A 25,002-nucleotide genomic window follows, 5' to 3' on the forward strand; every position below is an offset into this window, starting at 1 on the left:
TGCGCGGCTGGTTGAAGCGCAGCATGTTGCCCGACGGGTCCCGGAAGGCGCAGTCGCGCACCCCGTAGGGCTGGTCCATCGGCTCCTGGAGGACCTCCGCGCCGGCCGCCCGCAGCCGCTCGAAGGTGGCGTCGCAGTCGTCGGTGCGGAAGATGACGCCGCGCAGCAGGCCCTTGGCCAGCAGTTCGGCGGCGGCCCGGCGGTCGGCCTCGGCGGCGTGCGGGTCGGCCAGCGGGGGCTCCAGGACGATCTCCACGCCGGGCTGGTCGGGCGAGCCGACGGTCACCCAGCGCATGCCCTCGAAGCCGACGTCGTTGCGCACCTCGAAGCCGAGGACGTCGCGGTAGAAGGCGAGCGCCCGGTCGTGGTCGTCGACGGCGATGAAGCACTGTGCGAGTTCGATGCTCATGGGCGTCACGCTACGGGAGCGCCGGGGCCGCCGTCCCCCGGGGCGGCGGGCCCGGCGCCCGGGGTGCCCGGGGTGCCCGGGGTGCCGCGGGTCTCGGTGCGCCGCACCGGGCGGGTGCGGATCTTGGCGATGCAGGCCGGGATCGCCGCGCCCGGCTCGTGGTCGCGGGCCCGGTAGGCGCTGGGGCTCTCGCCGACCAGCTCGGTGAAACGGGTGCTGAAGGAGCCCAGCGAGGTACAGCCCACCGCCATGCACACCTCGGTCACGCTCAGGTCCCCGCGCCGCAGCAGCGCCTTGGCCCGCTCGATCCGGCGGGTCATGAGGTAGCTGTACGGGGTCTCGCCGTAGGCGGCGCGGAAGCTGCGCGAGAAGTGGCCGGAGGACATCAGCGCGGTGCGGGCCAGCGCCGGCACGTCCAGCGGCTGCGCGTACTCGCGGTCCATCCGGTCCCGGGCCCGGCGCAGCCGCACCAGGTCGTCGAGCGGCACCCGGTTCGCGGGAGCCGAACCGGCGGACGAGGACGGGGACGGGGAGGACACACCGGCCACCGTACCGACTCCCGCCGACAGCCGGCGCGCCGCCGCCCGGGGTCCCCCGCCCGGCGCAGTCCGCTCGCGCCCGGCCCGCCGCACCGACCACCCTGGAGGGACGGCCGGACGGCGGAGAGACGGCGGAGAGGGCGACACCGGGGTGCACGGCGACGACCAGCGACCCACCGGCCCGCGCGCCCCCGGCAACCGGACGGTGGCGCTCGCCGTGCTGGCCGCCACCGCCGCCGTGCTGCTCGTCCAGGCCGCCACCGGCACCAACTCGCGCCTGGTCCTGCAGCTGGTGCTGCTGCCCGCGCTGCTGGCCGGCCTGGGCACCGTCGCCCAGACGGTGGCCGCCGCGGTGTGGGTGACCGCCGTGATCGTCGTCCACTCGCTGATGTTCCCGCCCGGCGACCTGACGGCCCGCCTCGGCACCCTGCTGCTCGTGGTGGTCGCCCAGGCCGTCGTGATCGGCCTGTGCACCCGGCGGGTGCGGCGCGAGACGCAGCTGTCCCGGATGCGGCAGAGCGCCGTCGCCCTCCAGCGCCAGCTGCTGCGCCCGCTGCCCGTCACCACCCCGGACCTGCGCCTGGACGGGCTGTACCGGCCGGTGGAGCAGGACGCCATGGTCGGCGGCGACCTGTACGACGTCGCCGACACCCCGCACGGCACCCGGGTGCTGGTCGGCGACGTCCAGGGCAAGGGCCTGCCCGCGATCGGGACGGGCTTCGCGGTGCTGAGCGCCTTCCGGGAGGCGGCCTTCCGCGAGGCGCGGCTGCCCGATGTCGCCGACGCCCTGGAGGCGGCGGTGGAGCGGCACAACGCCTACGCGGTGCAGAGCGGCGAGCAGGAACGGTTCGTCACCGCCACGGTGCTGTGCGTCGGCGGGGCGGGCCCCGAGGCGGACGCGGGCCCCGCCCCGGGCCCCTCTGCGGGCCCCGGGGCGGACGCGGCCGGAGGTGCGGGCGCGGGCGGGGACGAGGGCGCCACCGAGGTACGGGCCGTCAACTGCGGCCACCTCTCCCCCTACCTGCTGCACCCCGACGGCCGCGTGGAGCCCGTCACCCTGGACGCCGGCATCCCGCTCGGCCTCGCCGCCCTGGCCGGCACCGGCGAACCGCGCCCCGTACGGCGCTTCGCGCTGCCCGGCGACGGGGTGCTGGTCCTGCTCACCGACGGCATCACCGAGGCCCAGGACGCCTCCGGCGCCTTCTACCCCGTCGAACAGGGCCTGGCCGATCTCGCCGCCGTCCCCGCCGACGCCCTGCCCGAGGCCCTCGACCGGCGGGCCCGCCGTTGGAGCGGCGGGCGCAGCCGCGACGACGTCACCGTCCTCGCCCTGCGCCGCCCCGCCCCGTAGGCCCCAGGCCGTCCGCGGGGACCATCGGGCCATCCATGGGGCCGTCCGACCCTTGACCCCCGGCTGCGGGTTCCACCTGCGGCGATCTAGGGTGCTGGCATGATCCCCACACCGATATCCGGTTCCGAGCCCGACCCGACCGACGGCCTGACGGGCGACCTGACCGACGGTCCGACGGACGACTTCCTGACCGACCCCGTCCAGGCCCTGCGGGTGATGATGGAGGGCAACGCCCGGTTCGTCGCGGGCAACCCCGAACACCCCAACCAGGACGCCGGGCGCCGCACGGCGCTCGCCCCGGCCCAGCGGCCCTTCGCGGTGCTGTTCGGCTGCTCGGACTCCCGGCTGGCCGCCGAGATCATCTTCGACCAGGGCCTGGGCGACCTGTTCGTGGTGCGCACCGCCGGCCACGTCACCGGGGCCGAGGCGCTGGGCAGCATCGAGTACGGGGTGAGCGTGCTGGACTGCCCGCTGGTCGTCGTCCTCGGGCACGACTCCTGCGGTGCGGTGGCGGCCGCGCTGGACTCCCTGGAGGAGGGCCGGCTGCCGGGCGGCTTCGTGCGGGACGTGGTGGAGCGGGTCACCCCGAGCGTGCTGTCCGCCAAGGCCGCGGGCATCGAGGACCGGGACGGCATCGTCGACGAGCACATCCGCCAGACCGTGGACCTGCTGGTGGAGCGCTCGCAGGCGCTGGCCGCGCGGATCGCCGAGGGGAAGGTGGCCGTGGTCGGCCTGTCCTACCGGCTGCTCGACGGCCGGGCCCGGCTGGTCGCCTCCCGCGGGCCGGTGGGCTGACGGGCGGCGCGCGGTAGCGGGGCGGCCGTCCTCGGGGCTCTTCGGGGCTCTTCGGGGCTCTTCGGTGCCGTACGGGAACGTACGGGAACGTACGGGAACGTACGGAACCGCTCGGAACGCGATGTCCGATCACCGCCAGCGCCCCCGGGCGGGCGGGGGCAGAGTCGGTGACCGACGGCGACGCGGATCTCCCGCGTCGCCGGGTTCCGAGTTTCCCGAGTTTCCGAGGACGGCAGTTCCCGTGCACAAGGTCATCGATCTCAAGGTCCTGTACTTCGGTACCCCCGTGGTGCTGATCGGCTCCCGCAACGAGGACGGCAGCGCCAACCTGATGCCGATGTCCTCGGCGTGGTGGCTGGGGCAGTCGTGCGTGCTGGGTCTGGGCGACAGTTCCCAGACCGCCGCCAACCTGCGGCGCGAGGGCGAGTGCGTGCTCAACCTGCCGTCCTCCGCGCAGGTGGGCTCCGTGGACGCCCTCGCGCTGCTGACCGCCAACCCGCACATCGCCGAGTACCGGCAGAAGCAGGGCTACCGCCACGAGCGGCGCAAGTTCGCCGCCGCCGGCCTGACCGAGCTGCCCGGCGAGCTGGTGAAGGCGCCGCGCGCCGCCGAGTGCCCGGTGCAGCTGGAGTGCCGGGTGGAGTCGGCGACGGCACTGACGGGCGGCGGGCGCACCGCCTTCGAGGTGACGGTGGTGCGCGCCCACGTCGAGGAGAGCCTGCTGGTGCCCGGCAGCGACCACTACGTCGACCCGGTCGGCTGGGACCCGCTGATCATGAAGTTCTGCGAGTTCTTCGGCGACGGTCGGCGTCTGACGCCCTCCCGCCTCGCCGAGGGCTGGCAGATGCCCGGGCGGATGCCCGCCGCCGTGTGACGCGGCCTCGGCTCGGTCCCGCGCCCGCCGTTCCGGCTCCCGCTCCGGCTCCGGCTCCGGTTCCTGTTCCTGCTGGTGCTGGTGCTGGTGCTCGTGCTGGTGTCCCTGCCGTGTCCGCGGCCCGCCCGACCGCTCCGCTCACGGCCGTCCGACCGCGCCGCTCACCGCCGGGTGCCCCGGCTCACGGGGCGACGGTCGCGCCGCAGGAGTCGCACACCCGGGTCGCGGGCAGTTCGAGGAAGCAGTTCGGACAGATCGCCGGCGGGCGCGGCACGGCGGTGGCGGCGGCCTTGCGCTCCACCGAGGCGCGCAGGCGCGGGGCCAGGGCGGGTATGCCGCCGTCGGCGGGCAGGTCGGCGCCGAAGTGCCGGTAGCAGGCCAGCCGGGCGGCGGCCGCGTGCTGCTCGCGGTCCATCTCCGCGGCCACCGGCGGCTGTCCGGCCACCGCCAGCACCTCCTGGTAGCCGGGGCCGACCCTGCCGTCCGTGGCGTGCACCACCAGGGCCGTCAGCGGCGGGTCGCCGCGCCGGTGCGCCTCGCGGATCACCAGGGACAGCACCTTGCCGATCCAGTGCCGCTGGTTGATCCGGGTGCGCACCCCGGAGGCCTCCTGGACCGCCTCGGCCAGGTCCGCGTAGCTGATCACCGCGTGGTAGCGGCCCGCCACCTCCACCAGGGCCGGGTAGGCCGCCCTGGTCCACACGATGTGCGCCTGGCCGGCGCTCACCGCCGCGCCGTCCGACGCCCGCCAGTAGCTGTGCTGCTCCGTCATCCGCCCGCCCCTGTCCGTCTTGTCCGTGTCTGTCCTCCGCAGGCCCCCGCCGGGAGCGAGGCTACCCGGCCCCCGGACGCCACCTTCCGGCGGGGCCTCGCCTCGGGCCGGACTTGACTTCAAGTGCTGTTGAAGTCGTGGAATGGGTGCCGACCGCAGCCGTACGGGCATCGCGGTCGATGCCCCGCCCGTACGGCACCCGTACCGGGGCCCGGGGCCGCCGCCTTCCTGATCGTGCCGACGGCGGCCCCGGCCCTCGTACACCCCTCCCCCGCGCCCCTCCCGCCCGGTCGCCGCCACCCGCAGCGCCGCCGCGCCGATCACGGAGGGGGCTCGCACCGCACCTGGCAGGCCCTCCCGCACACCTCCGCCGCACGAGCGGGTGCGCTACCGCGGGCGGAGAAAGGCCCCCGACCACTTTCCCTGGTCGGGGGCCTTCGTGTTGGGCGGGCCTCAGCCACCGGAAACCCAGCTGCCCTTGCGGGCACCCGCCCCGGCGCCTCGGCAGGGCTTCCCCCACTTCACCGCCGCGAGGACGACGGTCGGCAATCCACCCCAGCCCCGGGACCGCATCTGACGCATCGTCAATTACCGACCAGCAGGTCCCCCAGTGCCGTCCGCCGGTGCAGCACCGCCTTGCCCGCCCGCACGGTGGTGATCAGCCCCGCGCCCCGCAGCACCCCCGCGTGGGCGGAGACCGTGGCGGCGCTGACGCCCAGCCTGCGGGCCAGTTCGCTCGTGGTGTGCTCGCGCGCGAGCAGGTGCAGCAGCTCGCCGCGGGTCGCTCCGAGCACCGCGGCCAGGGCGCGTTCCCCGGAACGGCCGTCGGGGCGGGGCAGCAGCCCGGTCCCGGCCGGGTAGGTGAGGGCGACCGGGCGGCCGGGGGGTTCTGCGGGCAGCGCGGGGCCGTACCAGTGGAAGGTCGGCAGCAGGAGCAGCCCGCGCCCGGCCAGGCGGATCTCCCCGGGCGCGCCCGGCAGCTCCCACACCGCCTCCCGCAGGCGCGCGCCGGGCACCAGAGCGGCCAGCAGCGCCGCCGCGCCGTCCTGCGCCAACTGCACGGCCCGGCGGGCGAATTCGGCGCGGTGCAGGTCCCGCACCTGGTCCCAGACCGGGGCGAGCAGCGTCTCGTACGCCGCGCGCTGCGCCCGGTGGACCAGCCGGCGGGCCGGCGCGTCACCCCGGGCGAGGTCGCGCACCCAGGGTGGCGGGGCGCCCCGCACCGGCTCGTACGCGCGGCGCAGCTCGGTGCGGACGTACCCGGGCGGAGCGGTGCGGACCTGCTCCAGCGCCTCGGGCAGGCCGTCGGCGAAGACGTCGAGGAAGGCGGGCGCGCGGCCGGCCGGGACGAGGTCGGCCAGCGGGGCGGCGGACGGGGGCAGGGCGTGCAGGGCCCGGCGGCGCCAGGGGGCGTGCAGCGGGTCGGCGTCGGTGCGGCACATCGTGGCCAGCGCGGTGTTGAGCTCCTGGAGCGGCGCGGGGCGGGGGGCGAGGGTGATGCGGGTGAAGTCCTGCGGGGTGAAGTGGATCCGCAGCACGGTGCCTCCTCGCGGCCGGTGTCCATCCTTGAGTCCTGGGCCTCAAGGATGGCCCGGGGGCGGCCGCCCGGCCGAACCTGGCCGCATGAACCGCGACTTCGACGTCCGTCTCCCCCTGAGCCGGCGCGCCCTCATCAGGTCCGCGACGGCGGCGCCCGCCGCGCTCCTGCTGCCGGCGCCCGCCGCGTCCTCGGCCCCGTCCCCGTCCTCGTCTTCGTCTTCGTCCTCCGTCCCGTCCCCGGCGGGCGTCGTCCTGTCCCTGCCCGCGCCGACCGGGCCGTACCCGGTGGGCTGCCGGTCCGTGTACCTGGTCGACTCCTCCCGGCCCGACCCGCTGACGCCGGAACTCCCGGTGCGGGAGCTGATGGTGACGTTCCTCTACCCGGCCGCCGCCCACTCCCCCGCCGTGCCCGCACCGCAGCTGCCGCCCGGGGCGGCGGCCTGCTTCGGGCGGATCGCCCCGCTCACCCCGCTGCGGCTGCCCGCCACGGGCGTGGACTGGGCCGCCACCCGCACCCACGCCCGTCCCGACGCCGCCCCCGCGTCCGGGGGCCGCCGACCGGTGCTGGTGTACAGCCCCGGCGGCGGCGATCCGCGCGGCCTCGGGACCTGCCTGGGCGAGGAGTTGGCCTCCCACGGCGCGATGGTGGTCCTGGTCGACCACCCGGGCGACGCGCTCGCGGTGGAGTTCCCGGGCACCACCGCCTTCCGCACCGAGCCCGTACGGGCCACCGTCCTGCGCGGTGACCCCCGCGACGAGCCGGCGCTGTGGCGCACCGTGGTCGACACCCGGATCGCCGACCTGCGCTTCGTCGTCGACCGGCTCCACCACGCCGCCGAACTGCCGCTGCCACCCGGCCTGGCCGCCGCCCTCGACCTCGGCCGTCTCGGCCTGTACGGGCACTCGGCGGGGGCGAGCGCCGCCACCGAGGTGTTCCACGAGGACCGCCGCGTACGCGCCGCCGTCAACCTGGAGGGCTACCTCGACCACCCGCCCACCACCCCGGGCGCCGACCCGCAACCACTGCGGATCACCGCGGAGGGCACGGACCGCCCGCTCCTGCTGCTCGGCAGCGAACTCTTCCCCCACCGGGAGGAACTCGACCGCTCCTGGTCGGTCCTGGCCGCCCGCTCGCCCGGACGCGTCCGCCGCGCACTCCTGCCCGCCACCAACCACTGGGCCTTCACCGACTACGCCGCGATGGTCCCCCGCCTCCAGCGGGCCGGCCTCCTGACCCCCGCCCACCGCACCACCCTCGTCGGCCCCCTGCCCGCCGCCACCACCGTCCCCCTCCTGCGCACCACCGTCCGCCGCTTCCTCACCCACCACACCCCCACCCGCACCTGACCCCCAGCGCCCCGTCCCGCGCCAGAAGTCGGCCCCGCCGACTTCCCGCGCGCCCGCCGCACACGACGGGCGTGGCACCAGGTCCTGGGACCGACCGGCCTACGTCCGCAGCCCGTTACGCCCGCCGTGCCCGCCCGCGTACCGTCCCCGTCATGGATGTCACAGGGACTTTGGACGAGGCGCTCGAGCGTCTGCACCGCTCGGGGCCCGAGCGGCTCGGGCGGCTCACCAACCACGCGCCGATGGCCGTCGAGGCCCTCGCGGCCCGTGGACGGGCGGGTGCGGTGCACCGTTGGCTCGACCTGTACGCCCGCAAGCTGGAGGAGTTCCCGTCCCGCGTCGAGCCGGTCACGGCCGCCGACTGGCGTTCGGCCCTCGGTGAACCGGGCCGGGTGGCCGACTGGATCGGCTTCTTCGAGCGCGAGGTCTCCGAACGTCCCTGGCGCGATGTGCTCGGCCGGTGGTGGCCCCGTCTTCTGCCCGGCCTGTACGGCGGCTCCACGCATCCGGTGATCCGGGTGGGTCACGCCGTCCGCACGCTGCTGTCCGGCGAGGCCACCGAGCCCCGGCTGTCCGAACTCGCCCACGGCCTGGGCTACTGGGCCGCGCGCCACCGGCCCGTCACGGGTCTCGCCCCGCCGGCCCGCACCGCCGGCGCCGACGCCGACAGCGCCGCCGCCGCTCTCGACGCGGTGCCGCGCATCGCCGTCCAGGACGGCGGCTTCCCCGCCCGGCTCGACCGCGTCGAGGTGCTGCCGGTGTGGGCGGGCGCGGTGGTGGAGCCCGCCGAGGCGCACCGCCGCCTCACCGAGCTGGTGCGGGCGGCGACCCACCGGTACGCCACCCACGGCCACGGCGAGGAGACGATGCTCGTGCACGCCGCCACGGCTCCCAACGCCGTGCTGCGCGTGCTGCCCGCCCTCCCGCGCGACCTGTGGCCCTCCAGCCTCCGGTCCGCCTGGACGGCCTGCGCGGCGGTGACCGCGATGTACGCGCCGGCCGTGGCCGTCCCGTGCGCCGCGCCCGGTGGCCTCGCTCCCGAGGAGGTCTTCGAACTCGCCCTGTCGCACGGCGACGAGCACGTCATCAAGTTGACGGACACGGCCCTCGACGTCGGCGACGCGCCGGCCCTGGCGGCCGCTCTGCGCTCCATGGAGCTGACCCCTCCGATGGGATGACCACAGCCTCCCGTCCGCGCGGGACACCGTAGGAGGCTCCGGGCCCGGGCCCCGGGGGGGTGTCGCGTGGCGGTGCCGCGGTTCACGTTCCCTCCCTGCCGTCGGCGAGACGGCGGCGCCACCACGGGTCGGGCCGCCGCTGCCGCCGGTCGGCGAAGGGATCCGGCAGGGTGCGCCGGAGGCAGGCCGCTTCCGGCACGGCCGCGCGGCGTCCTGGCTCCTCGCGGGCGCGGGCGGGCAGTTCCCGCAGCACCTGGTCGAGGACGTCCCGCGCGTGCCGCACGTCGTCGAAGGAGCATCCTCGGCACGAGCCGTGCGCGCCCTGCGGGTAGCGGGGGCGGCGCCCTGCCGGCAGGGTGAAGGCGCGGTGGCGGCGCAGGGCCCGGTCCGTGGCACCGGGGTGCACGCAGTAGTCGGTGGAGAGCTGTTCGACCCGGTGTATCGCCGGGCCGGCGCGGGTCGAGAGCCAGGGGATGCGCGCCGGTGGCGGATCGTCCCAGGTGCGCGGCTCGTGTCGGTGGTCGGTGCGGAGCCCGGCTGGCCGTCTGCGCGGCATGGGCCTTTCGGGCGGCGGCCATGAGGGTCGTGACGATCATGAGGCCGGCTCGCCGGGGTGCCGGGAGCCCTTGGCCGTACGCGGGACGCCGGGCCCGCCGGCTTCCCGCGCGGGGGCGGGCCCGGCGGGGCGCTCCTGCGGGGGCACGGTGATCAGTGGGTGGTAGTGGGTGACTTCGGCGGGTTCGTCGACGGGGTGGCCCTCGGCCTCGATCCAGGCGTGGGCGCGGAAGGGCGCGGTGCGCACGCCGGTGCGCCAGGTGGGCCAGGTGCCGCGGGCGCGGCACAACAGGGCCGCGGCGATGGAGCGTTGGAGGCAGCCCTGGCCGGCGCAGCGCATGCTGAGGGCGACGACGGCCTGCCGGGCGGCTTGGGCCTGGGGGCGGTCGGCGGGGCGGGCGCCGCGGCGCAGGGCGAGCATGACGCGGCGGATGCGGGCCGGGGGGAGCCGTTCGATCAGCCGCGCCGCGCCGATGGCGGCGAGTGCGGCGGGGCGGCGGTGCCAGGGCGGGCGGCCGGTTCGGGTGGCGTGGGCGTGCAGGCTCATCCGGTGACCAGTCCGGCGGTGCGCAGGTCCTCGTGCAGCCGTCGGGCGTCGGAGCGGGCCCGCTCGGCGGTGACCGGGTGGCGGCGGCCGAGGTCGGTGGCGATCTCGTCGGTGGTGCGGCCGTCCAGCAGGGCGCGCAGGATGAGCAGCCCGGTGCGGTTGAGCTGGTAGTAGCGGCCGGTGCGCTCGTGCAGGAGGACGGCGCCGTCCTCGGTGGCGGTGAGGGTCACGTCGGGGCTCAGTTCGGCGGCCATGCGCGCTCCTTGGGCGAGGGGGCGGCGGTCGGGTGGGCGGCGGCGGGGTGGGCGGCGGCGGGGTGGGCGCGCAGCCAGTGCTCGCAGGCGAGGGTCGCGTCGAGGGCCGCGTAGGGGGTGCCGGGCGGGTAGAGCCCGAGGCAGGCGCGGCGCAGCGCGTCGGGGTCGACGAGTCCGGCGCGGGCCAGGGCGCTGTCCTCGATGAGCGCGGCGAGGGCGGGGCGGTGGCGGGCGAGTCCCTGGTGGGTGTCGGGGGTGAAGTCGCCTTTGCCGGTGCGTCGCAGGAGCTCGGCGGGCATGTGGGGGGTGAGGGCCTCGGTGAGCAGCGGCTTGTAGGCGAAGGGTGTGCCGCGGGTGGCGGGGTCGGCGGCCAGGCAGGCGTCGAGGACCTGGTCGTCGAGGAAGGGCACGCTGTAGGGAACGCCGAAGTGGGCGGTGGTGTCGGCGAGTTGGCGCAGGGCGGAGGCGCTGTGCCGGACCATGTGGAGGGTCTGGTGCTGGGTGTGCCGTGGTGCGAGTGGCTCCGTTTCGTCGGCGAGGGCGGCGAGTTGTCGGCGGACGAGGTCGGCGGCGGTGGCGGTGGCCCAGGGCGGTAGGCGGGGTTCGGTTCCCCAGCCGAGGAGTTGGGTGGTGGGGGGCGGGTCGGGGTGGGTGAGGCGGTGGCTGGCGTGGGCGAGCCAGGCCGGGTAGGGGCGGGGGTCGGTGAGGGCGCGGAGGGCGTCGGGGAGTTTCCAGCGCAGGCGGGCGCGGTGGCCGCGCAGGTGGCGGGCGGCGGTGGCGGGGTGGCGCGGGAGGAGGGTGCGCAGGTAGGCGGGGAGGGCCTGGAGGACTTCGTCGCCGCCTTCGCCGCTGAGCCGGAGGCGGGCGCCTCGGGTGGCGAGGAGGCGGGTGACGGCTTCGTCGCGGGCCCGGGTGCGGGTCCAGGCGAACGGTTCGTCGCCCTGGGGGCCGGGGGTGTCGATGTCCGCGAACATGGCGGGGAGTTGCTCGGCGGGCAGGACGAGGCGGGTTCCGGGCAGGTGGCGGGCGGCCCGGTCGGCCCAGGCGGCGTCCTCGTGGTGGGGGTCGAGGGAGCCGAGGGTGACGGTGAGCAGGTCGGCGGGGCCGGTGGCGGCGAGGAAGCACAGGGGGGTGGAGTCGAGGCCGCCGGAGAGGTCGGCGGCGACGAGTCCGCCGGCGCGGGTGCGGGCGGCGACGGCGCGGTGCAGGGCGTGGCCGAGGGCGGCGGCGGCTTCGGGGCGGGGCCGGGTGGGGGCCGGCGGGTGCCAGTGGGCACGGGTGCGGGCGGGGTGGCCGGGGGTGAGGACGGCGGTGTGGTGCGGTGGTACGGGGGTGATCCGGTGCCACAGCGGCAGGGTGTCGGCGGGGTGGGGCAGCGGGTGGGCCAGGCGCAGGGCGAGGCGTTCGACGGAGGGGGTGAGGCGGGCGGCGGCGGCGAGGGTGTCGGCGTGGTCGGCGAGGACGGGGATGCCGTGGATCTCGGCGTGGTGGAGGCGGCGCAGGGCGGACAGGGTGCCGCGGGCGGCGACGGTGCCGTGGACGGTGGCGATCAGGTGGAAGCTGCCGGCGAGGGTGTCGGCGAGGGCGAGGGCGTCGTACGGGTCGCGGACGCGTTCGGCGTGGCGGCGCAGGCGGTCGGTGTCGGTGTCGCTGGTGCCGATCACGGCGAGGGCGACGGGCCCGGCGCGGGCGGTGAGCACCTCGCCGTCGGGCCAGTGGCCGAGGATCCAGGGGCGCCCGCTCGGGTGGTGCAGGGCGCGGCGTTCGGCCGCGCCCTGCACCGGGGTCAACGCGGCCGCGGCGGGCCCGGTTTCGGTGTCCGGCAGGACCACGAACCGGGTCTGCCGGTGACCGCTCACGGCCCGGTCCTCAGGGGGCGAGGTAGTAGCCGTGGACGTCGGACTGGTTGCCGATGTCGAAACCTCGGGTGAGGTCCGCGAAGTCGCCGAGTTCGATCAGCATGGGGGGCTCGTACACGTCGTCGTCGGTCATGGCAATGTCCTCTCGTTGGCGGGGAGTTGGACACGATCGCCGGCCGGCTGGCTCCACTCTTCCCTCTCGGTTCGCCGACGGACAAGCGCTGCCGGGGGCTTCGGCCGGATCCCGTCGGCGCGCGCGGGTGTGGTCGGCGGCGCTGACGGGACTGGTGGGCCCCGGGGTGGCGGGGCGGCGGTGGCGGCGGGAGGTGCGGCCGGTTTCGGCCAGCCTGCGGCGAAGTGGTGTAGACCTGTCCGGACGCCGGGCAGGCCCGGGCCGGGCCGGGAGTTCGTGTTCGCGGCCCGGCACCCCTGAGCCCGGGCACGCCCCTCGGTGCCGGGCACGCCCCTCGGTGCCGGGCACGCCCCTCGATCCCGGGCGCGCCCCTCGATCCCGGCTACGCCCCTGATCCCGGGCGTGCGCGAGAAGTCGGCCGGGTCGACTTCTCGCGTGCGGGAAGGGTGTTCCAGGGCCTGCGGCCCGCTCAGGCGGTCTGCTCGGCGAGGGTGTGGGCGACGAGGGCGTTGGCGTGGCCGTGGCCGAGGGCGTGCTCGGCCTTGAGCCAGGCGACGAGTTCCATGTGCTTGGTGAGCGGGGAGGCGCGGATGAGGTCCTTCCACTCCGCGATCGGGCGGCCGTACTTCTTCTCGATGGACGGGAAGTAGGAGGCGGGGCCCTTCACGGCGGCGGTCTTGGCAACGGTGGCGGCCTCGGCAGCGGCGGCGGTCATGAGCGGTTCCTCTCGAAGGGCACAGCGGGAAGCGGTGCGGTCACGGATGAGGACCGCGACCGCACCGCGAACTCATCGCCCCCGCCGGGTGATCCCCGTCACACCCCGGCGGTGGCCCGGCCGCGGCGGCGGCGTCCGGCGGGCGGGGTGGGGTCGGCGTCCCAGGCGGCGACGGGGTTGCCGAGCCAGCGGCCGGCGCCGGGGACGCTCTCGCCGCGCATGACCAGGGAGGCGGGGCCGACGGTGGTGCCGGCGCCGAGGGTGGAGTTGAGCAGCACGATGGAGTGCGGGCCGGTGGTGGAGCCGGCGGCGAGGTGGACGGGGCCCAGGCGCATGACGCGGTCGTGGAAGAGGTGGGTCTGCAGCACGGTGCCGCGGTTGACGCTGGCGCCGGCTTCGACGGTGACGAGGTCGGTCTCGGGCAGCCAGTGGGTCTCGCACCACACGCCGCGTCCGATGCGGGCGCCGAGGCTGCGCAGCCAGGCGTTGAGGTAGGGGGTGCCGGTGATGGTGTGGCCGCCGAAGGGCATGGCGAGTTCCTCGACGAAGGTGTCGTAGAGCTCGTTGCGCCACACGAAGGAGGACCACAGCGGGTGTTCGGCGACGCGGAAGCGGCCGACGAGCAGCCATTTGGCGGCGGTGGTGACGGCGCAGGCGATGACGGCGGCGGCGGTGAGGACGAGTCCGGCGGCGGCGAGGGCGGCGCCCAGCCCGTAGTCGTCGCGCAGTTCCTGCAGGGCGGCGAGGACGAGGTCGCCGAGCAGGGCGGCGAGGACGATGGGCAGCAGTCGGCACAGTTCGACGCCGGCGCGCGCCCACATCAGGCGCCGGGGCGGGTCGTAGGTGCGGGCTTCGGTGCCGGTGTCGGCGACGCGGGGCAGGGCGAAGGCGGGGCGGCCGAGCCAGGAGGAGCCTTCGGGGGCGTGGGCGGGGGTGTCGGACAGGACGCCGACGAGGGAGTTGTCGGGCAGGTGGCGGCCGGGGCCGACGATGCCGGAGTTGCCGACGAAGGAGCGGCGTCCGACGTGGGCGGGGCCGAGGTGGAGCCAGCCGCCGCGCAGTTCGTAGGGGGCGACGAGGGTGTCGTCGGCGAGGAAGGCGCCGTCGTCGACGCGCATCAGGCCGGGCAGGGCGAGCACGGTGGAGGCTTCGACGCGGCGCCCGACGCGGGCGCCGAGCAGGCGCAGCCACACGGGGGTGAAGAGGCTGGCGTAGAAGGGGAAGAGGGTGCGCCGGGCGGTGTCGCTGAGGCGGCTGACGGCCCAGGCGCAGAAGGCGACCCGGCCGGTGGCGGGGTGGAAGCCGGGGCGCAGCGGGCGGGACAGGAGGCGGACGAGGAGCGCTATGAGGGTGGCGTAGCAGGCGAGGGTGAGGGCGGCGAGGGGGATGGTGGCGGGCAGGAGTTGGATGACGGCGCCGGCCAGGGTGGCGTCGGTGTCGATCATCGGGTAGACGATGAGCAGGGCGGGCAGGGCGGCGATGATCGGGACGAGGCCGAAGACGGCGAAGCCGGCGCCGTAGGCGAGGTTCCAGCCGCGCGGGGCGGGGGCAGGGGCGGTGGTGGGCCAGTCGGCGGGGGCTTCGGCGGCGGGGCGGGCCGGGGATCCGGTCCAGTGTTCGCCGGGTGGGACGGCGGTGGTGGCGGTGAGGCAGGAGCCGGGGGCGATCTCGGCGCCGGCGCCGACGCGGGCGCCGGGCATGAGGGTGGCGCGGTGGCCGACGCGGGCGCCTTCGCCGATGTCGATGTGGCCGAGGTGGAGGGTGTCGCCGTCGAGCCACCAGCCGGCGAGGTCGGCTTCGGGTTCGACGCAGGCGTGGGCGCCGAGGCGGGCGAGGCCGGTGACGGGCGGCAGGGTGTGGAGGCGCACGCCGGGGCCGACGCGGCAGCCGAGTGCGCGGGCGTAGCGGGGGGCCCAGGGGGTGCCGGCGAGGGCGGCGGTGCCGAACAGGGCGGTGTAGCGTTCGGCGGCCCACAGGCGCAGGTGGACGTGGCCGCCGCGGGGGTGGCTGCCGGGGCGGATGCGGGCGGTGAGCAGGCGGGCGCCGGTGGCGGCGAGCAGGGTGCGGCCGGGGGCGCTGTAGAGCAGGAGCAGGCCGGCGCCGACGGGCCACCAGGAGCTGTGGGGGGCCCAGGCGAGGTGGTCGCCGGTGAGGTTGTCGAGGGCGATCAGGACGAGGATCCAGCGCAGTCCGGCGAGGGAGAACATGCCGAGGAGCAGCAGGGTCTGCCACAGGCCGGCGCTGCGGGGGGTGCGGCGCACGGTGCGGGTGCGGGCGGTGGCGGTGGTCTCGGTGGCGGCGGTGCGGTCGGGCGGGGTGGCGGGGGTGAGTCCGTCGAGGTGGGCGGCGAGGTCGGCGAGGACGGGGTGGGCGTACAGGTCGGCGACGGAGACGCCGTTGTGGCGGGTGCGCAGTTCGGAGACGAGGCGGGCGGCGGTGAGGCTGGAGCCGCCGAGGGCGAAGAAGTCGTCGTCGGGGCCGGGGGTGGTGCCGAGCAGGCGTTGCCAGTGGGCGGCGAGCCGGCCGGCGGTGCCGTCGAGGGGCTGGGCGGTGGGGGCGGTTGCGGTGGTGGTGAGGGGCCAGGGCAGGGCGGCCCGGTCGACCTTGCCGGAGGTGCGGGTGGGCAGGGAGTCGACGAGTGCGAGGACGGGCACCAGGGGGGCGGGCAGGCGTTCCAGCAGCTGTGTGCGGGCGGTGGTGAGGTCGGGGGTGGCGCCGGGGTGGGCGACGAGGTAGCCGACGAGCAGGTCGGCGCCGGCGGGGGTCCTGCGGACGGCCGCGGCGGCGGCCCGGACGTCCGGCAGGGCCTGGAGGGCGGCGTCGATCTCGCCGAGTTCGACGCGGCGGCCGCCGAGTTTGACCTGGTCGTCGGCGCGGCCGAGGAAGACGAGGCCGTCGGGGTCGTTGCGGACGAGGTCGCCGCTGCGGTAGACGCGGGGTGAGGCGAGGGCGGGGTGGGCGCTGAACTTCTCGGCGTCCTTGGCGGGGTCGAGGTAGCGGGCGGTGCCGACGCCGGTGATGAGCAGTTCGCCGGTGGCGTGCCAGGGGACGGGGTTTCCGGCCTGGTCGACGACGGCGATCTCCCAGCCGTCGAGGGGGGCGCCGATGCGCACCGGGTGGCCGGGGAGCAGGCGGGCGGCGGTGGCGACGACGGTGGTCTCGGTGGGGCCGTAGGTGTTCCAGAACTCGCGGCCGTCGACGGCGAGGCGTTCGACGAGTTCGGCGGGGCAGGCCTCGCCGCCGACGATGATCAGGCGGACGGCGTCCAGGCATTCCTGCGGCCACAGGGCGAGCAGGGTGGGGACGGTGGAGACGGCGGTGACGCGCCGTTCGACGAGCCAGGGGCCGAGGTCGGTGCCGGCCTTGACGAGGGCGCGGGGGGCGGGCACGAGGCAGGCGCCGTGGCGCCAGGCGAGCCACATCTCCTCGCAGGAGGCGTCGAAGGCGACGGACAGGCCGGCCAGGACGCGGTCGCCGGGGCCGAGCGGGCGCTCGGGCAGGAACAGGCGGGCTTCGGCGTCGACGAAGGCGGCGGCGCTGCGGTGGGTGACGGCGACGCCCTTGGGGCGGCCGGTGGTGCCGGAGGTGAAGATGATCCAGGCGTCGTCGGCCGGGGTGGGCCAGGCCGGGGAGCCGCCGGGGCGGGCGGTGGGGCCGGGGTGCAGGGCGCGGCCGGGGCCGAGGACGGCGCAGACGGCGGCGTCCTGCCAGATCATCTCGGCGCGTTCGTCGGGGTCGTCGGCGTCGACGGGGACGTAGGCGGCGCCGCAGCGCAGGACGGCGAGGATGGCGGTGTAGAGGTCGGCGGTGCCGGAGGGGATGCGGACCCCGACGCGGTCGCCGCGGCCGATGCCGTGTGCGGCGAGCTGCCCGGCGAGGGTGTCGACCTCGTGGAGCAGGCAGCGGTAGTCGAGGACGGTGTCGCCGGTGTCGAGGGCGGGCGCGTGGGGGTGCGCGTCGGCGGTGGCGGCGACGATGTCGAGCAGGCTGCGGGGGTGGGCGGCCTGGGCCACCGGCCAGCCGGCCGCGGGGCCCTGGTGGGGGCGGGGCAGCGTGCCTGGGCCGGCCGTTTCGTGGCGTGCGTCCATGGATGGGTTTCCTTGGCTCCGGGGTCCTGGGGAGGCGTGTTCTGGGGTGTTTCGGCCGTACGTCGTTCGGGTTCTTCGGGTTCTTCGGGTTCTTCGGGTTCTTCGGGTGCGGGAGCGCCCACTCACCATGACTCCGCTGGGAGTCGGCTGGATGCAGCGAAGGTTCGATCAAAGGAAATTCTCATCATCGATGCCGCAATAGGGCGACAACGGTATGAATCGAATGGCATTTCGCGGGTTTTCGATCGTTTTCGCTGGTGAAGAGTAATCGCCGAATACCGGAGCGGCCCGACGGGAGAGCGAAGAGTGATGAACGCCATGGCGACCGGCACCGTACCGGTAGTGAGGGGCTCGCTGCCGAATAGGGGGATTCCGGTCGGATCATCGGGCTGTTCACGGTTTTCACATCTTCGTGTGGGAGCCTTTCGCACCCCGCACCGCGGCGCCTTCCTGTGAGCGGGCCGGGCGAAGGCCCTTCCGGCTGGAATTCCGCTGACGACGACGAACCGCGGAACGGACGCCCCGGCCGGAAAGGGAGCACGCTCGTCTGGTACGTGGCGTACGGCTCGAACCTGCACGCCGCCCGCCTCGCCCACTACCTGCGCGGCGGACGCCCCCAGGGCGCGGTGCGGGCCCACCCCGGCAGCCGCGACCCGCGCCCGCCGCGCCGGTCGGCGGCCACCGCACTGCCGGGCACGCTCTACTTCGCCGGGCACTCGCTCACCTGGGGCGGCGGCGGCACGGCCTTCTACGACCCGGCACCGGTCGGCGAAGTCCCCTGCCGCGCCTACCTGGTGACGCTCGCTCAGTTCAGTGACATCGCCGCCCAGGAGATGCGCCGCTCCCCCGGCACCGACCTCGACCTCGCCCCCGTCCTCGCCACCGGGCGCGCCGAACTGGGCCCGGGCCGCTACGAAACCCTGCTGCACGTCGGCACCTTGGACGGGCACCCGCTGCTCACCTTCACCTCCCGCGCGGGCGTGGCTGGGGACGAGCCCACCTCCCCCGTCCCGGCCTACCTGCGCAACCTGGCCGTCGGCCTGGCCGAGTCCCACGGCTGGGGCCCCTGGCGCACCGCCGGCTACCTCGCCACCCGGCCCGGCGCGGCCGGGCACTGGACGCCGCGGGCGGTGGCGGCGCTGCTGGACTGAACCGGCGGCGGGCCCGGACTCCCCTGCCGGGTGACGCCCGCACGGCGGTGCCCGCGCCGCCGAACGTCCCCTCCCCACCGGGCCGTTCGGCAGGCCGGCCCCCGCGGCGGGCCCGCGACGGCCCGGGGTACGGCCCCCCGGGCCGGGCCTGTCGGAGGGCACCGCTACGGTGCCGCCCATGACCACCGACCCCACCGCATCCGTGAACTCCCCCGCGCCGCAGTCCGACTGGGACCGCGACCTCACCGACGCCTTCGCCGTCCTGCTCGGCCGGCCGCTGGAGGAGTACGACCCGAAGGCCGTCTACGCCGCCCGCGTCGGCGGCAACCTGTTCGACGAGTCCGGCTTCGGGCGGGACGCCGCCTGGGTGCACCCGGCGGCCCTGCGCGGCGAGCGGCCGGTCGCCGCGGACCTCTACCTGTACGACGAGGCCGAGCGGACCCCGGACTTCGACGCGAGCCGCTCGGTCTTCGAATTCCGGCCCGCCGACGCGCCGGAGGCGGACCTGCCGGAGGGCTTCGCCGCCGCCGTCGAGGCCGCCTGCTTCCGCGGGGCGCTGCTGCGCGGCGCCGACCTCGGCGCCCTGGCCGAGCGGTACGGGGTCGACCTCGCCTCCCCCGCCCTGGCCGGCGCCTGGACCGTCCACTTCGCCCTGCTCGTCTGCGACGGCACCCTGCTGGACGCCCTGTGCGCCGCCCTCGGCACCGGCCGCACCCCCGAGGACCTGGTGCCCTTCTCGGCCGAGCCCGAGGAGGACTGGGAGCAGGAACTGGCCGCGATACCCCACCCCGGGCTCCGCGCCCACCTCGGCTTCTTCTGCACCGACGGCGACGAGGGCCTGATGCCCCTGCTGGAGGACGCCACCGCGGGCGGCCTGGAGGACGAGGGCTGCGAAGCCGTCGCGGGCTGGGAGGACGGGCACGGCCAGCTCGACGTCACCGTGGTCCGCCTCGGCGACCTCGTCGCCGGCCCGCGCCGCTGACCCCGCCGCCGGCCCTGGGCGCCGAAGTGGCTGAACGGCTTCCTCGGCACCCGGGCCCACGGTCCTCTTCCCGCCGGCGGCCGTCCCGGTCGCGCTGATGACCGAGCGTCCTCGCACCTCCGCCACGGCCGTGTCGACATCCCGATGGCCCATGCGGAGCTCCCCCCGGGGTTCGCGCTGTGCGACCGAGCCGTGTCGGCGCCCCGGACACACTACGGATCATGGCCGGTTCCCATGACCGTGGGCGCACGGCGCGGGCCCGGTTGCCTACCCTGAGGCGCCATGTGGACCTCCGCCCCGGCGGTGAGGCATACAGGCCTCACCGCCGTCATCGCGCTCCTTCTCTGTTTCGTGACCCTGAGCCGGCCGGCCGCCGCCGTCGAGCCGCCCCCACCCCGCTTCGTGGTCTCCGTCGACGACGCCACCATGACGCCCGGCCAGATCTCCAGCGTCAATGTCACCTTCACCAACCGGGAGAGCGAACCCGTCCGGTTCGTCTACGTGATGCTGCGGGAGTTCAAGGCCGAGTTCCTCGGCTGCACCGGAGCGAGCTGGTGCTCGTTCAGTCAGGACAACACCGGCACGGAGGTGTTCAACCTGGCCGCGCCGCTGGTCCCGATCCTCCCGGGGGAGAGCCGGACCGTCCGGCTGCCCTTCCGCTTCCGCGCGGACCTGGACTGCGTCTCGCAGTGGACCGCGACCTTCCGGGTCTGGTACTCGTACTACGAGTTCGGGCAGGGGCAGACCGCCGAGGTCTTCGACCCCCCGGAGTCGATCGCCCACAGCACGCTGGTGTGCCCCGCCGCGTGATCGGACGCGGCCGCTGACGCGCGCGGAACGGGCACTGGGCCCGGACCGGCGGGGCGGCCGCGTCGAGATCCACCCGCGCGGGTGAAGCACCGCCCGCCGAACCCCCACCGCCCGTGCCCGGCGGGCTAGTTGAGGAAGGGCTCGGGCCCGAAGCACCCCCAGACCACGAAGGCGGCCAGCAGGACGTAGACCACGTCCACCGCCACCAGCCGGTACTCCCGGCGGCGCCACCGCACCAACGCCGCCCCGGCCATCAGCAGCACCAGCCCGAGGGCCACCAACGGGACGAACACCGGCGCGACGCCGAGCACGGCGGGCAGCACCAGCCCCACCGCCGCCAGCACCTCGACGGCGCCGATGGCCCTCACTCCGCCCGCGCTGAAGTCCTCCACCCAGCGGCCGCCGGCCCCGGCCGCGGCGATCCTCTCCTTGGGCACGGCCGGCTTGAAGACCCCGCCCAGCAGGTAGGCGGTGGCCAGCAGCCCCGCGACGATCCACAGCGCGACGTTCACGGTGTTCTCCCTCCGGTGTCGGGGCGGACCGGTCAGCGGCCGCCGTCCTGCCGGCGGCCGCCCGTGCCGGCGGGCGTGCCTGGTCGGCGGGCGTGCCTGGTCAGTGGGCGTACATGCCGACCTCGTAGGTGCCGCCGGGCTGGTGGGTCATCACGTTGGCCCGGTTGAAGGCGTTGATGATCGCGATCACGCAGACCAGCGCCGCCAGTTGCTCCTCGTCGTAGTGCTTGGCGGCGTTCGCCCACGCCTCGTCGCCGACCCCGTCGGCGGCGTCGGCGAGCCGGGTGCCCTGCTCGGCGAGCTCCAGCGCGGCGCGCTCGGCGTCGGTGAACACGGTGGCGTCGCGCCAGACCGCGACCATGTTGAGGCGCACCGGGTCCTCCCCGGCGTGCACGGCCTCCTTGAAGTGCATGTCGACGCAGGCGCCGCAGCCGTTGATCTGGCTGGCGCGCAGCCGCACCAGCTCCTGCACGGCGTAGGGCAGGCTCGACTCGGCGATGGGCTTGTTGGCCGCGATGATGTGCTTGAAGACCTTGCCCATGACGGGGCTGGTGAAGGGGTTGAGGCGGGGTTCCACGGCGGCTGCTCCTCGGTCGGCTTCCGTTGCTGCCCTTTAAGACAGAACAGCCCGCCGCTTTGTGACAGCCCCCGCCGTGACCCGCGTCACACCACCCGCCGCCGCGCCCCGGCCCGCTCCGCACTAGCCTGCCCGCAACGTTCGGGCCAGGACGTTCGGAGCAGGGGGATTCCATGACGGGTACGACGGGCGCGACGGGCGCGACGGGTTCGACGGACGCGGCGGACGCGGCGGACGCGGCGGACGGCGGGGCCGCCGGGTACCGGCCGCTGCTGTTCTCCATCGCCTACGGGATGACGGGTTCGGTCGGCGACGCCGAGGACCTCGTCCAGGACACCTTCCTCGCTCTGGCCCGCGCCGAGAGCGCCGGCACCGCGGTCGCCGACCCCAGGGCGTACCTGACGACGGCCGTCACCCGCCTGGGCATCAACCACCTGGCGTCCGCCCGGGTGCGCCGCGAGAGCTACGTCGGCCAGTGGCTGCCCGAGCCCGTCGTCACCACGGCCGGGCGCCCCGGGCCGGCCGAGCACGCCGAGCTGGCGGACACCCTGTCGATGGCGTTCCTGGTGCTGCTGGAGGCCCTCTCCCCGGTCGAGCGCGCGGTGTTCACGCTGCGCGAGGCCTTCGGGTACGGATACCCGGAGGTGGCGCGGATGGTCGGCCGCGGCGAGGCGAACTGCCGGCAGATCCTCGCCCGGGCCCGCAAGCGCCTGGCCGCGTCCGGGGCCGGCACCGAAGGTGCCCCCGGGGGTGCTCCCGCCGCGCCGGCCCGCCGCGCGGAGGGCGAGGAGCTGGCCCGCCGATTCTTCGCGGCCGCCGAGGGCGGGGACCTGGACGCCCTGCTCGGCATGCTGGCCCCCGACGTCGTGCTCCAGGGCGACGGCGGCGGCAAGGCCCGCGCGCTCGCCCGCACCCTCAGCGGCGCGCGCGTCGTCGCCCAGCTGCTCGCCGGGGGCCTGCGCCGCGTGCGCCGCCTGGGCGCGCGCCTGGAACCGGCGCGGGTCAACGGCCGCCCGGGCGCGGTGGTCCGCGACGCCGAGGGGCTCGTGCTCAGCGTCGTCGAGCTGGACGTCGACGCCGACGGCGCGGTGCGGGCGGTCCACGCCGTGTCCAACCCCGACAAGCTCGCCCACCTCGGGCCGCTCTCGCGGCTCGGGCTGCTCCCGGTGCCCGAGCCGCCCGAGTAGCCCGCGCCGCACGGCGAACGGCCCGCACACGGCGAACGGCCCGGGCCCGGATCGCGGGCCCGGGCCGTTCGCCCCGGCAGGTCAGGGAGTGGTGCAGACGGCGGTCGCCAGGATGGACTCCGTCGCGGTGCCGGTGTTGGTGCCGCGCACCACCCAGGAACTGCCGCTCGGGTAGGAGTCGGTGACGAAGATCCGGAAGGCGCTGGTCTGGCCGCCACCGCCGGTCGGCACCTCGCCGGACGGGCAGCTCACCGTGGCGTACCCGTTCGCGCCGGGGGCCACGTCGACGAAGTCGCCGAAGACCTGGTCGTGCGCGGCCAGCATCGACGGGTTGGCGGCGGCCTGGTCGTGCGGGACGGTGATGCTCGGCTTGCCGCCGGGCTTGCCGTCGGCGAAGGCGGCCGCGGCGCTCGCGGCCAGGACGGTGACGGCGACGAGGGCGGTCAGGGCGAGGGGTTTGGTGCGGGCCACGGCGGCCTCCTGGGGCGTCTGAGGGTTCGTCGGCGGGGGCCACTCCCCGCACCGGCCCCCGATGCGTACCCGAACCACCCGGCCCGCCGGGGGAGGAAACGGCCGCGGCTACTCGGCCGGAGGAACACCGCTGCCCGGCCGGGCTAACCCCGGGCCGCCGGCTCCCCGCGAGCGTGTCCGCGCCGCGCCGGCGGCGGGCGCCCGGCGGCGGGACAGCGGACCGCGGGGCGGCCGGCCCGGGCCGCTGATCGGCCACCCGGTGGTCGACCTGCGCGAGCGCGGCGGCGGGGACGTCGTGCGCCGGCTGGAGGAGGGTCTGACCGCCGCCCTGGGCTCGCCGGGCCTGCCGGCCGTCCGCCGGGACACCCCGCCCGGGCGCAGAGCCTGGTCGGGGTGTGGACGCCGGAGCGCCGGAAGGCCGCCTCGACCGGCATGCGGATCCCCGGCGGTGCGCGACGCCGTGGCCGCGGCGCTCGGGGCGGCCTGACGGCCCGAGTGCCGCTCAGGCCGCCGCAGATGTTCGGCGGGTGCGGGTGAACCAGCAGGCCAGCAGCAGGTTGGGCACCCAGCACAGCCAGGCGATCGCGGTGTAGGAGGTGCGGAAGTCCAGCTGCGCGGCGGCCACGGCGAGCAGCATCAGGCGCAGGGTGACGGCGGCGAAGGTGAGCGCGAAGCTGCGGACCATCCAGCGGCGGTGGTCGGCGACCCGCCCGTCCAGGATCGCCCGCAGCCCGGCCCCGCCGGTCACCAGCCAGGCCACCGCCAGGCAGGCGAAGCCGAGCCCGGACACCGCTCCCCCGTACGCGACGGGCGCCATCAGCAGCGCCCCGACGCCGCCGACCAGGCAGCCCAGCAGGTAGGTGACGCCGATCCCCCGGTGCAGGCGCGGACGGCGCTCGCGCAGCCGCCGGGAGAACTGCCACGGCCCGACGGCCAGGGCGGTGACCGCGCCCAGGATGTGGACGTAGAGCGGGAGTCGGTGGCTCAGGTAGGTGGCGCGCTGGTTCTCGAAGAACGTCGAGGAGTCGAAGCTGAGGTACTTCGCGGAGACGGCGACGATGAGGAGGGAGAGCACCGTCATGACGGCCCGACCGGCCCGGGTGATGCGCATGGGTCGAGTCTCGGGCCCGGCGGTACGGGACGGCATCCGGGTCAACCCTGACACGATCCCCCAGTGGACCCCCATCTCCCGTGCGGGGAGGGGTGTTTGGCCTCCCGCACCATCCGCGATTCGGCCGCTTCCGCGCCCCGGCCCCGCTGCCGGCCGGGTTCACCTCGCCGGCGACCGCCCGCACCACGCCCCGGCCGGCCGCACCCCGGCCCGGCGCGAACTCCCGCGCCGGGCCGGGGTGGTGTGCGGGGTCGGGGTCAGGCGGCGCGTTCGCCGTGGAGGAGGACGGGCAGGGAGCGGTTGGCGAGGGCCTCGACGGCCCGTGCGGCCTGGGAGGGCGCCATGAAGTCCCGCAGGTCCTGGACGGCGACGAAGCGGGCGCCGAGCAGCCCGCTCCTGCGCCGCGAGGGGACCGTGATCCGATCATCGGCGGACGATGGGGTCGGCACATCGGCACGGAGGCGGTTCGCTCGTACCGCCTCCTGAACCGGTGTTCGACGGGCGCCACTCAGTTCGGCCGGTCGTTGCCCCGGTACAGCTGGGCGCCGGCGACGACGATCTGCCGGTCGGGGTCGGGGTGGGCGTCGAGTTCGTCCGCGCTGCGGTAGCCGAGGACCGCGCTGGTACGGGTCGTCCCGCCGGTGTTCGGACCGACCGTGTGGAAGACGGTGGCGTCGAAGAGCAGGATGCCGCCGGCGGGGACCGGCACGGGGACGGCCTGGTCGGTGAGATCGGCGAGTTCGGGGTGCTCGTCCATCCACGTCCCACCACCGTCGGGCTGCGGGACTCCGACGTACGGCGCGCGGTGGGAGCCCGGCACGATCCAGGTGCAGCCGGTGTCCACGGTGGCGTCCTCGAAGTACACGACGACGGTGAGCAGGCCGCGGGTGGGCTGGAGAATGTCGCGGTGCAGCCTCACCGGCTGGGCGCCGGGGGCGTTCAGCGAGCCCTGGTTGTGCCTGTTGAGGACGTAGACCACGTTCGGGCCGAGCAGCGAGGCGAGCGGCCCGGTCAGAGCGGGGTGGGCGACGAGGCGGTGCATCAGGGCCCGGTCGTGCTGGTAGAGCCGGTAGACCTTGGTCTGCCCGGCGGGTAGGTGGACGGCGCGGACACGGACCGCCTCGGCGGCCTCGTCCAGCAGGCCGCGGGGCAGGCCGGGCGCGGGCAGGCGCAGGTAGCCCAGGTCGCGGAAGTGGCGGGCCTGCTGCTCGGTCAGCGCGGACGTGGTGAGGGTGGGCACGGTGCC

26 protein-coding genes are annotated in these 25,002 nt (G+C 76.1%); 9 read left to right on the forward strand and 17 right to left on the reverse strand.

Features of this window, described 5'->3' with window-relative positions; translation table 11 throughout:
- A partial coding sequence (locus tag ACWD4P_RS18025; protein WP_449780205.1) for a VOC family protein occupies positions 1-409 on the reverse strand: 409 nt, incomplete at its 3' end.
- 5 nt (positions 410-414) lie between these two features.
- On the reverse strand, positions 415-852 hold the full coding sequence (locus ACWD4P_RS18030; protein ID WP_449780261.1) for a helix-turn-helix transcriptional regulator: 438 nt from the start codon (positions 850-852) through the stop codon (positions 415-417).
- Positions 853-1,099: 247 nt separating this feature from the next.
- Here ACWD4P_RS18030 and ACWD4P_RS18035 point away from each other — a divergent pair, with 247 nt between their 5' ends.
- The 3 genes from ACWD4P_RS18035 (at position 1,100) to ACWD4P_RS18045 (ending at position 3,968) form a co-directional block, all read left to right on the forward strand.
- The gene (locus ACWD4P_RS18035; RefSeq protein ID WP_449780206.1) at positions 1,100-2,299 is read left to right on the forward strand and encodes a PP2C family protein-serine/threonine phosphatase; all 1,200 of its coding nucleotides are present in this window, start codon (positions 1,100-1,102) and stop codon (positions 2,297-2,299) included.
- A gap of 216 nt (positions 2,300-2,515) precedes the next feature.
- The gene (locus ACWD4P_RS18040; protein ID WP_359818209.1) at positions 2,516-3,094 is read left to right on the forward strand and encodes a carbonic anhydrase; all 579 of its coding nucleotides are present in this window, start codon (positions 2,516-2,518) and stop codon (positions 3,092-3,094) included.
- Between the two features lie 241 nt (positions 3,095-3,335).
- A complete protein-coding gene (locus ACWD4P_RS18045) occupies positions 3,336-3,968 on the forward strand; it encodes a flavin reductase family protein (RefSeq protein WP_359818188.1) in 633 nt (210 codons plus the stop codon).
- Positions 3,969-4,149: 181 nt separating this feature from the next.
- Here ACWD4P_RS18045 and ACWD4P_RS18050 read toward each other — a convergent pair whose 3' ends face one another.
- Positions 4,150-4,740, reverse strand: a complete 591-nt coding sequence (locus ACWD4P_RS18050; RefSeq protein WP_359818186.1) for a hypothetical protein — start codon at positions 4,738-4,740, stop codon at positions 4,150-4,152.
- 584 nt (positions 4,741-5,324) lie between these two features.
- On the reverse strand, positions 5,325-6,278 hold the full coding sequence (locus ACWD4P_RS18055) for an ArsR/SmtB family transcription factor (RefSeq protein ID WP_449780207.1): 954 nt from the start codon (positions 6,276-6,278) through the stop codon (positions 5,325-5,327).
- An 85-nt stretch (positions 6,279-6,363) separates the two neighbouring features.
- On the opposite strand from ACWD4P_RS18055, the gene ACWD4P_RS18060 reads away from it, so the two are divergent.
- Positions 6,364-7,626 (forward strand): alpha/beta hydrolase, encoded by a 1,263-nt coding sequence (locus tag ACWD4P_RS18060; protein WP_449780208.1) that lies wholly within the window; start codon positions 6,364-6,366, stop codon positions 7,624-7,626.
- Positions 7,627-7,778: 152 nt separating this feature from the next.
- Positions 7,779-8,804: a questin oxidase family protein gene (locus ACWD4P_RS18065; protein ID WP_449780209.1), complete on the forward strand. Its 1,026-nt coding sequence runs from the start codon at positions 7,779-7,781 to the stop codon at positions 8,802-8,804.
- 82 nt (positions 8,805-8,886) lie between these two features.
- Here the strand turns inward: ACWD4P_RS18065 and ACWD4P_RS18070 are convergent, their stop codons facing one another.
- The 7 genes from ACWD4P_RS18070 to ACWD4P_RS18100 all read right to left on the reverse strand — a co-directional run bounded on the left by ACWD4P_RS18070 (position 8,887) and on the right by ACWD4P_RS18100 (position 16,955).
- Complete coding sequence (locus tag ACWD4P_RS18070) at positions 8,887-9,360, reverse strand: hypothetical protein (RefSeq protein WP_449780210.1); 474 nt, start codon at positions 9,358-9,360, stop codon at positions 8,887-8,889.
- A gap of 36 nt (positions 9,361-9,396) precedes the next feature.
- Complete coding sequence (locus tag ACWD4P_RS18075) at positions 9,397-9,906, reverse strand: lasso peptide biosynthesis B2 protein (protein ID WP_449780211.1); 510 nt, start codon at positions 9,904-9,906, stop codon at positions 9,397-9,399.
- Entirely contained in the window at positions 9,903-10,160 is a 258-nt protein-coding gene (locus ACWD4P_RS18080; RefSeq protein ID WP_359818172.1) for a lasso peptide biosynthesis PqqD family chaperone, read from the reverse strand. Before ACWD4P_RS18080 ends, ACWD4P_RS18075 begins: the two co-directional genes overlap by 4 nt.
- On the reverse strand, positions 10,145-12,019 hold the full coding sequence (locus tag ACWD4P_RS18085) for an asparagine synthase-related protein (protein ID WP_449780212.1): 1,875 nt from the start codon (positions 12,017-12,019) through the stop codon (positions 10,145-10,147). Before ACWD4P_RS18085 ends, ACWD4P_RS18080 begins: the two co-directional genes overlap by 16 nt.
- 10 nt (positions 12,020-12,029) lie before the next feature.
- Positions 12,030-12,152, reverse strand: a complete 123-nt coding sequence (locus ACWD4P_RS18090) for a lasso RiPP family leader peptide-containing protein (RefSeq protein ID WP_359818167.1) — start codon at positions 12,150-12,152, stop codon at positions 12,030-12,032.
- Between the two features lie 469 nt (positions 12,153-12,621).
- Positions 12,622-12,867 carry a DUF4287 domain-containing protein gene (locus ACWD4P_RS18095; RefSeq protein WP_449780213.1) on the reverse strand — a complete coding sequence of 82 codons (246 nt, stop codon included), beginning with the start codon at positions 12,865-12,867 and terminating at the stop codon, positions 12,622-12,624.
- Positions 12,868-12,965: 98 nt separating this feature from the next.
- Entirely contained in the window at positions 12,966-16,955 is a 3,990-nt protein-coding gene (locus ACWD4P_RS18100) for a Pls/PosA family non-ribosomal peptide synthetase (protein ID WP_449780214.1), read from the reverse strand.
- Positions 16,956-17,509: 554 nt separating this feature from the next.
- On the opposite strand from ACWD4P_RS18100, the gene ACWD4P_RS18105 reads away from it, so the two are divergent.
- The 3 genes from ACWD4P_RS18105 (at position 17,510) to ACWD4P_RS18115 (ending at position 19,898) form a co-directional block, all read left to right on the forward strand.
- Positions 17,510-18,106 carry a histone deacetylase gene (locus tag ACWD4P_RS18105; RefSeq protein WP_449780215.1) on the forward strand — a complete coding sequence of 199 codons (597 nt, stop codon included), beginning with the start codon at positions 17,510-17,512 and terminating at the stop codon, positions 18,104-18,106.
- 178 nt (positions 18,107-18,284) lie between these two features.
- Positions 18,285-19,088 carry a hypothetical protein gene (locus tag ACWD4P_RS18110; RefSeq protein ID WP_449780216.1) on the forward strand — a complete coding sequence of 268 codons (804 nt, stop codon included), beginning with the start codon at positions 18,285-18,287 and terminating at the stop codon, positions 19,086-19,088.
- Between the two features lie 351 nt (positions 19,089-19,439).
- Positions 19,440-19,898, forward strand: coding sequence for a hypothetical protein (locus ACWD4P_RS18115; protein ID WP_359818155.1), 459 nt, complete (start codon positions 19,440-19,442; stop codon positions 19,896-19,898).
- Positions 19,899-20,023: 125 nt separating this feature from the next.
- Here the strand turns inward: ACWD4P_RS18115 and ACWD4P_RS18120 are convergent, their stop codons facing one another.
- A complete protein-coding gene (locus tag ACWD4P_RS18120) occupies positions 20,024-20,410 on the reverse strand; it encodes a DoxX family protein (protein WP_449780217.1) in 387 nt (128 codons plus the stop codon).
- 100 nt (positions 20,411-20,510) lie between these two features.
- Entirely contained in the window at positions 20,511-20,987 is a 477-nt protein-coding gene (locus ACWD4P_RS18125) for a carboxymuconolactone decarboxylase family protein (protein WP_449780218.1), read from the reverse strand.
- 173 nt (positions 20,988-21,160) lie between these two features.
- Here ACWD4P_RS18125 and sigJ point away from each other — a divergent pair, with 173 nt between their 5' ends.
- Positions 21,161-22,174 carry an RNA polymerase sigma factor SigJ gene (gene sigJ / locus ACWD4P_RS18130; RefSeq protein WP_449780219.1) on the forward strand — a complete coding sequence of 338 codons (1,014 nt, stop codon included), beginning with the start codon at positions 21,161-21,163 and terminating at the stop codon, positions 22,172-22,174.
- An 81-nt stretch (positions 22,175-22,255) separates the two neighbouring features.
- Here the strand turns inward: sigJ and ACWD4P_RS18135 are convergent, their stop codons facing one another.
- From ACWD4P_RS18135 to ACWD4P_RS18150, 4 genes are all read right to left on the reverse strand, one after another.
- Complete coding sequence (locus ACWD4P_RS18135; protein WP_359818149.1) at positions 22,256-22,645, reverse strand: hypothetical protein; 390 nt, start codon at positions 22,643-22,645, stop codon at positions 22,256-22,258.
- Positions 22,646-23,147: 502 nt separating this feature from the next.
- Positions 23,148-23,756, reverse strand: coding sequence for a DUF2306 domain-containing protein (locus ACWD4P_RS18140; protein ID WP_449780220.1), 609 nt, complete (start codon positions 23,754-23,756; stop codon positions 23,148-23,150).
- A gap of 257 nt (positions 23,757-24,013) precedes the next feature.
- Positions 24,014-24,205 carry a hypothetical protein gene (locus ACWD4P_RS18145; protein WP_449780221.1) on the reverse strand — a complete coding sequence of 64 codons (192 nt, stop codon included), beginning with the start codon at positions 24,203-24,205 and terminating at the stop codon, positions 24,014-24,016.
- Between the two features lie 59 nt (positions 24,206-24,264).
- Positions 24,265-24,996: a phytanoyl-CoA dioxygenase family protein gene (locus ACWD4P_RS18150; RefSeq protein ID WP_449780222.1), complete on the reverse strand. Its 732-nt coding sequence runs from the start codon at positions 24,994-24,996 to the stop codon at positions 24,265-24,267.
- Positions 24,997-25,002: the final 6 nt, after the last annotated feature.

The organism is Kitasatospora sp. NPDC002543, from assembly GCF_053594915.1.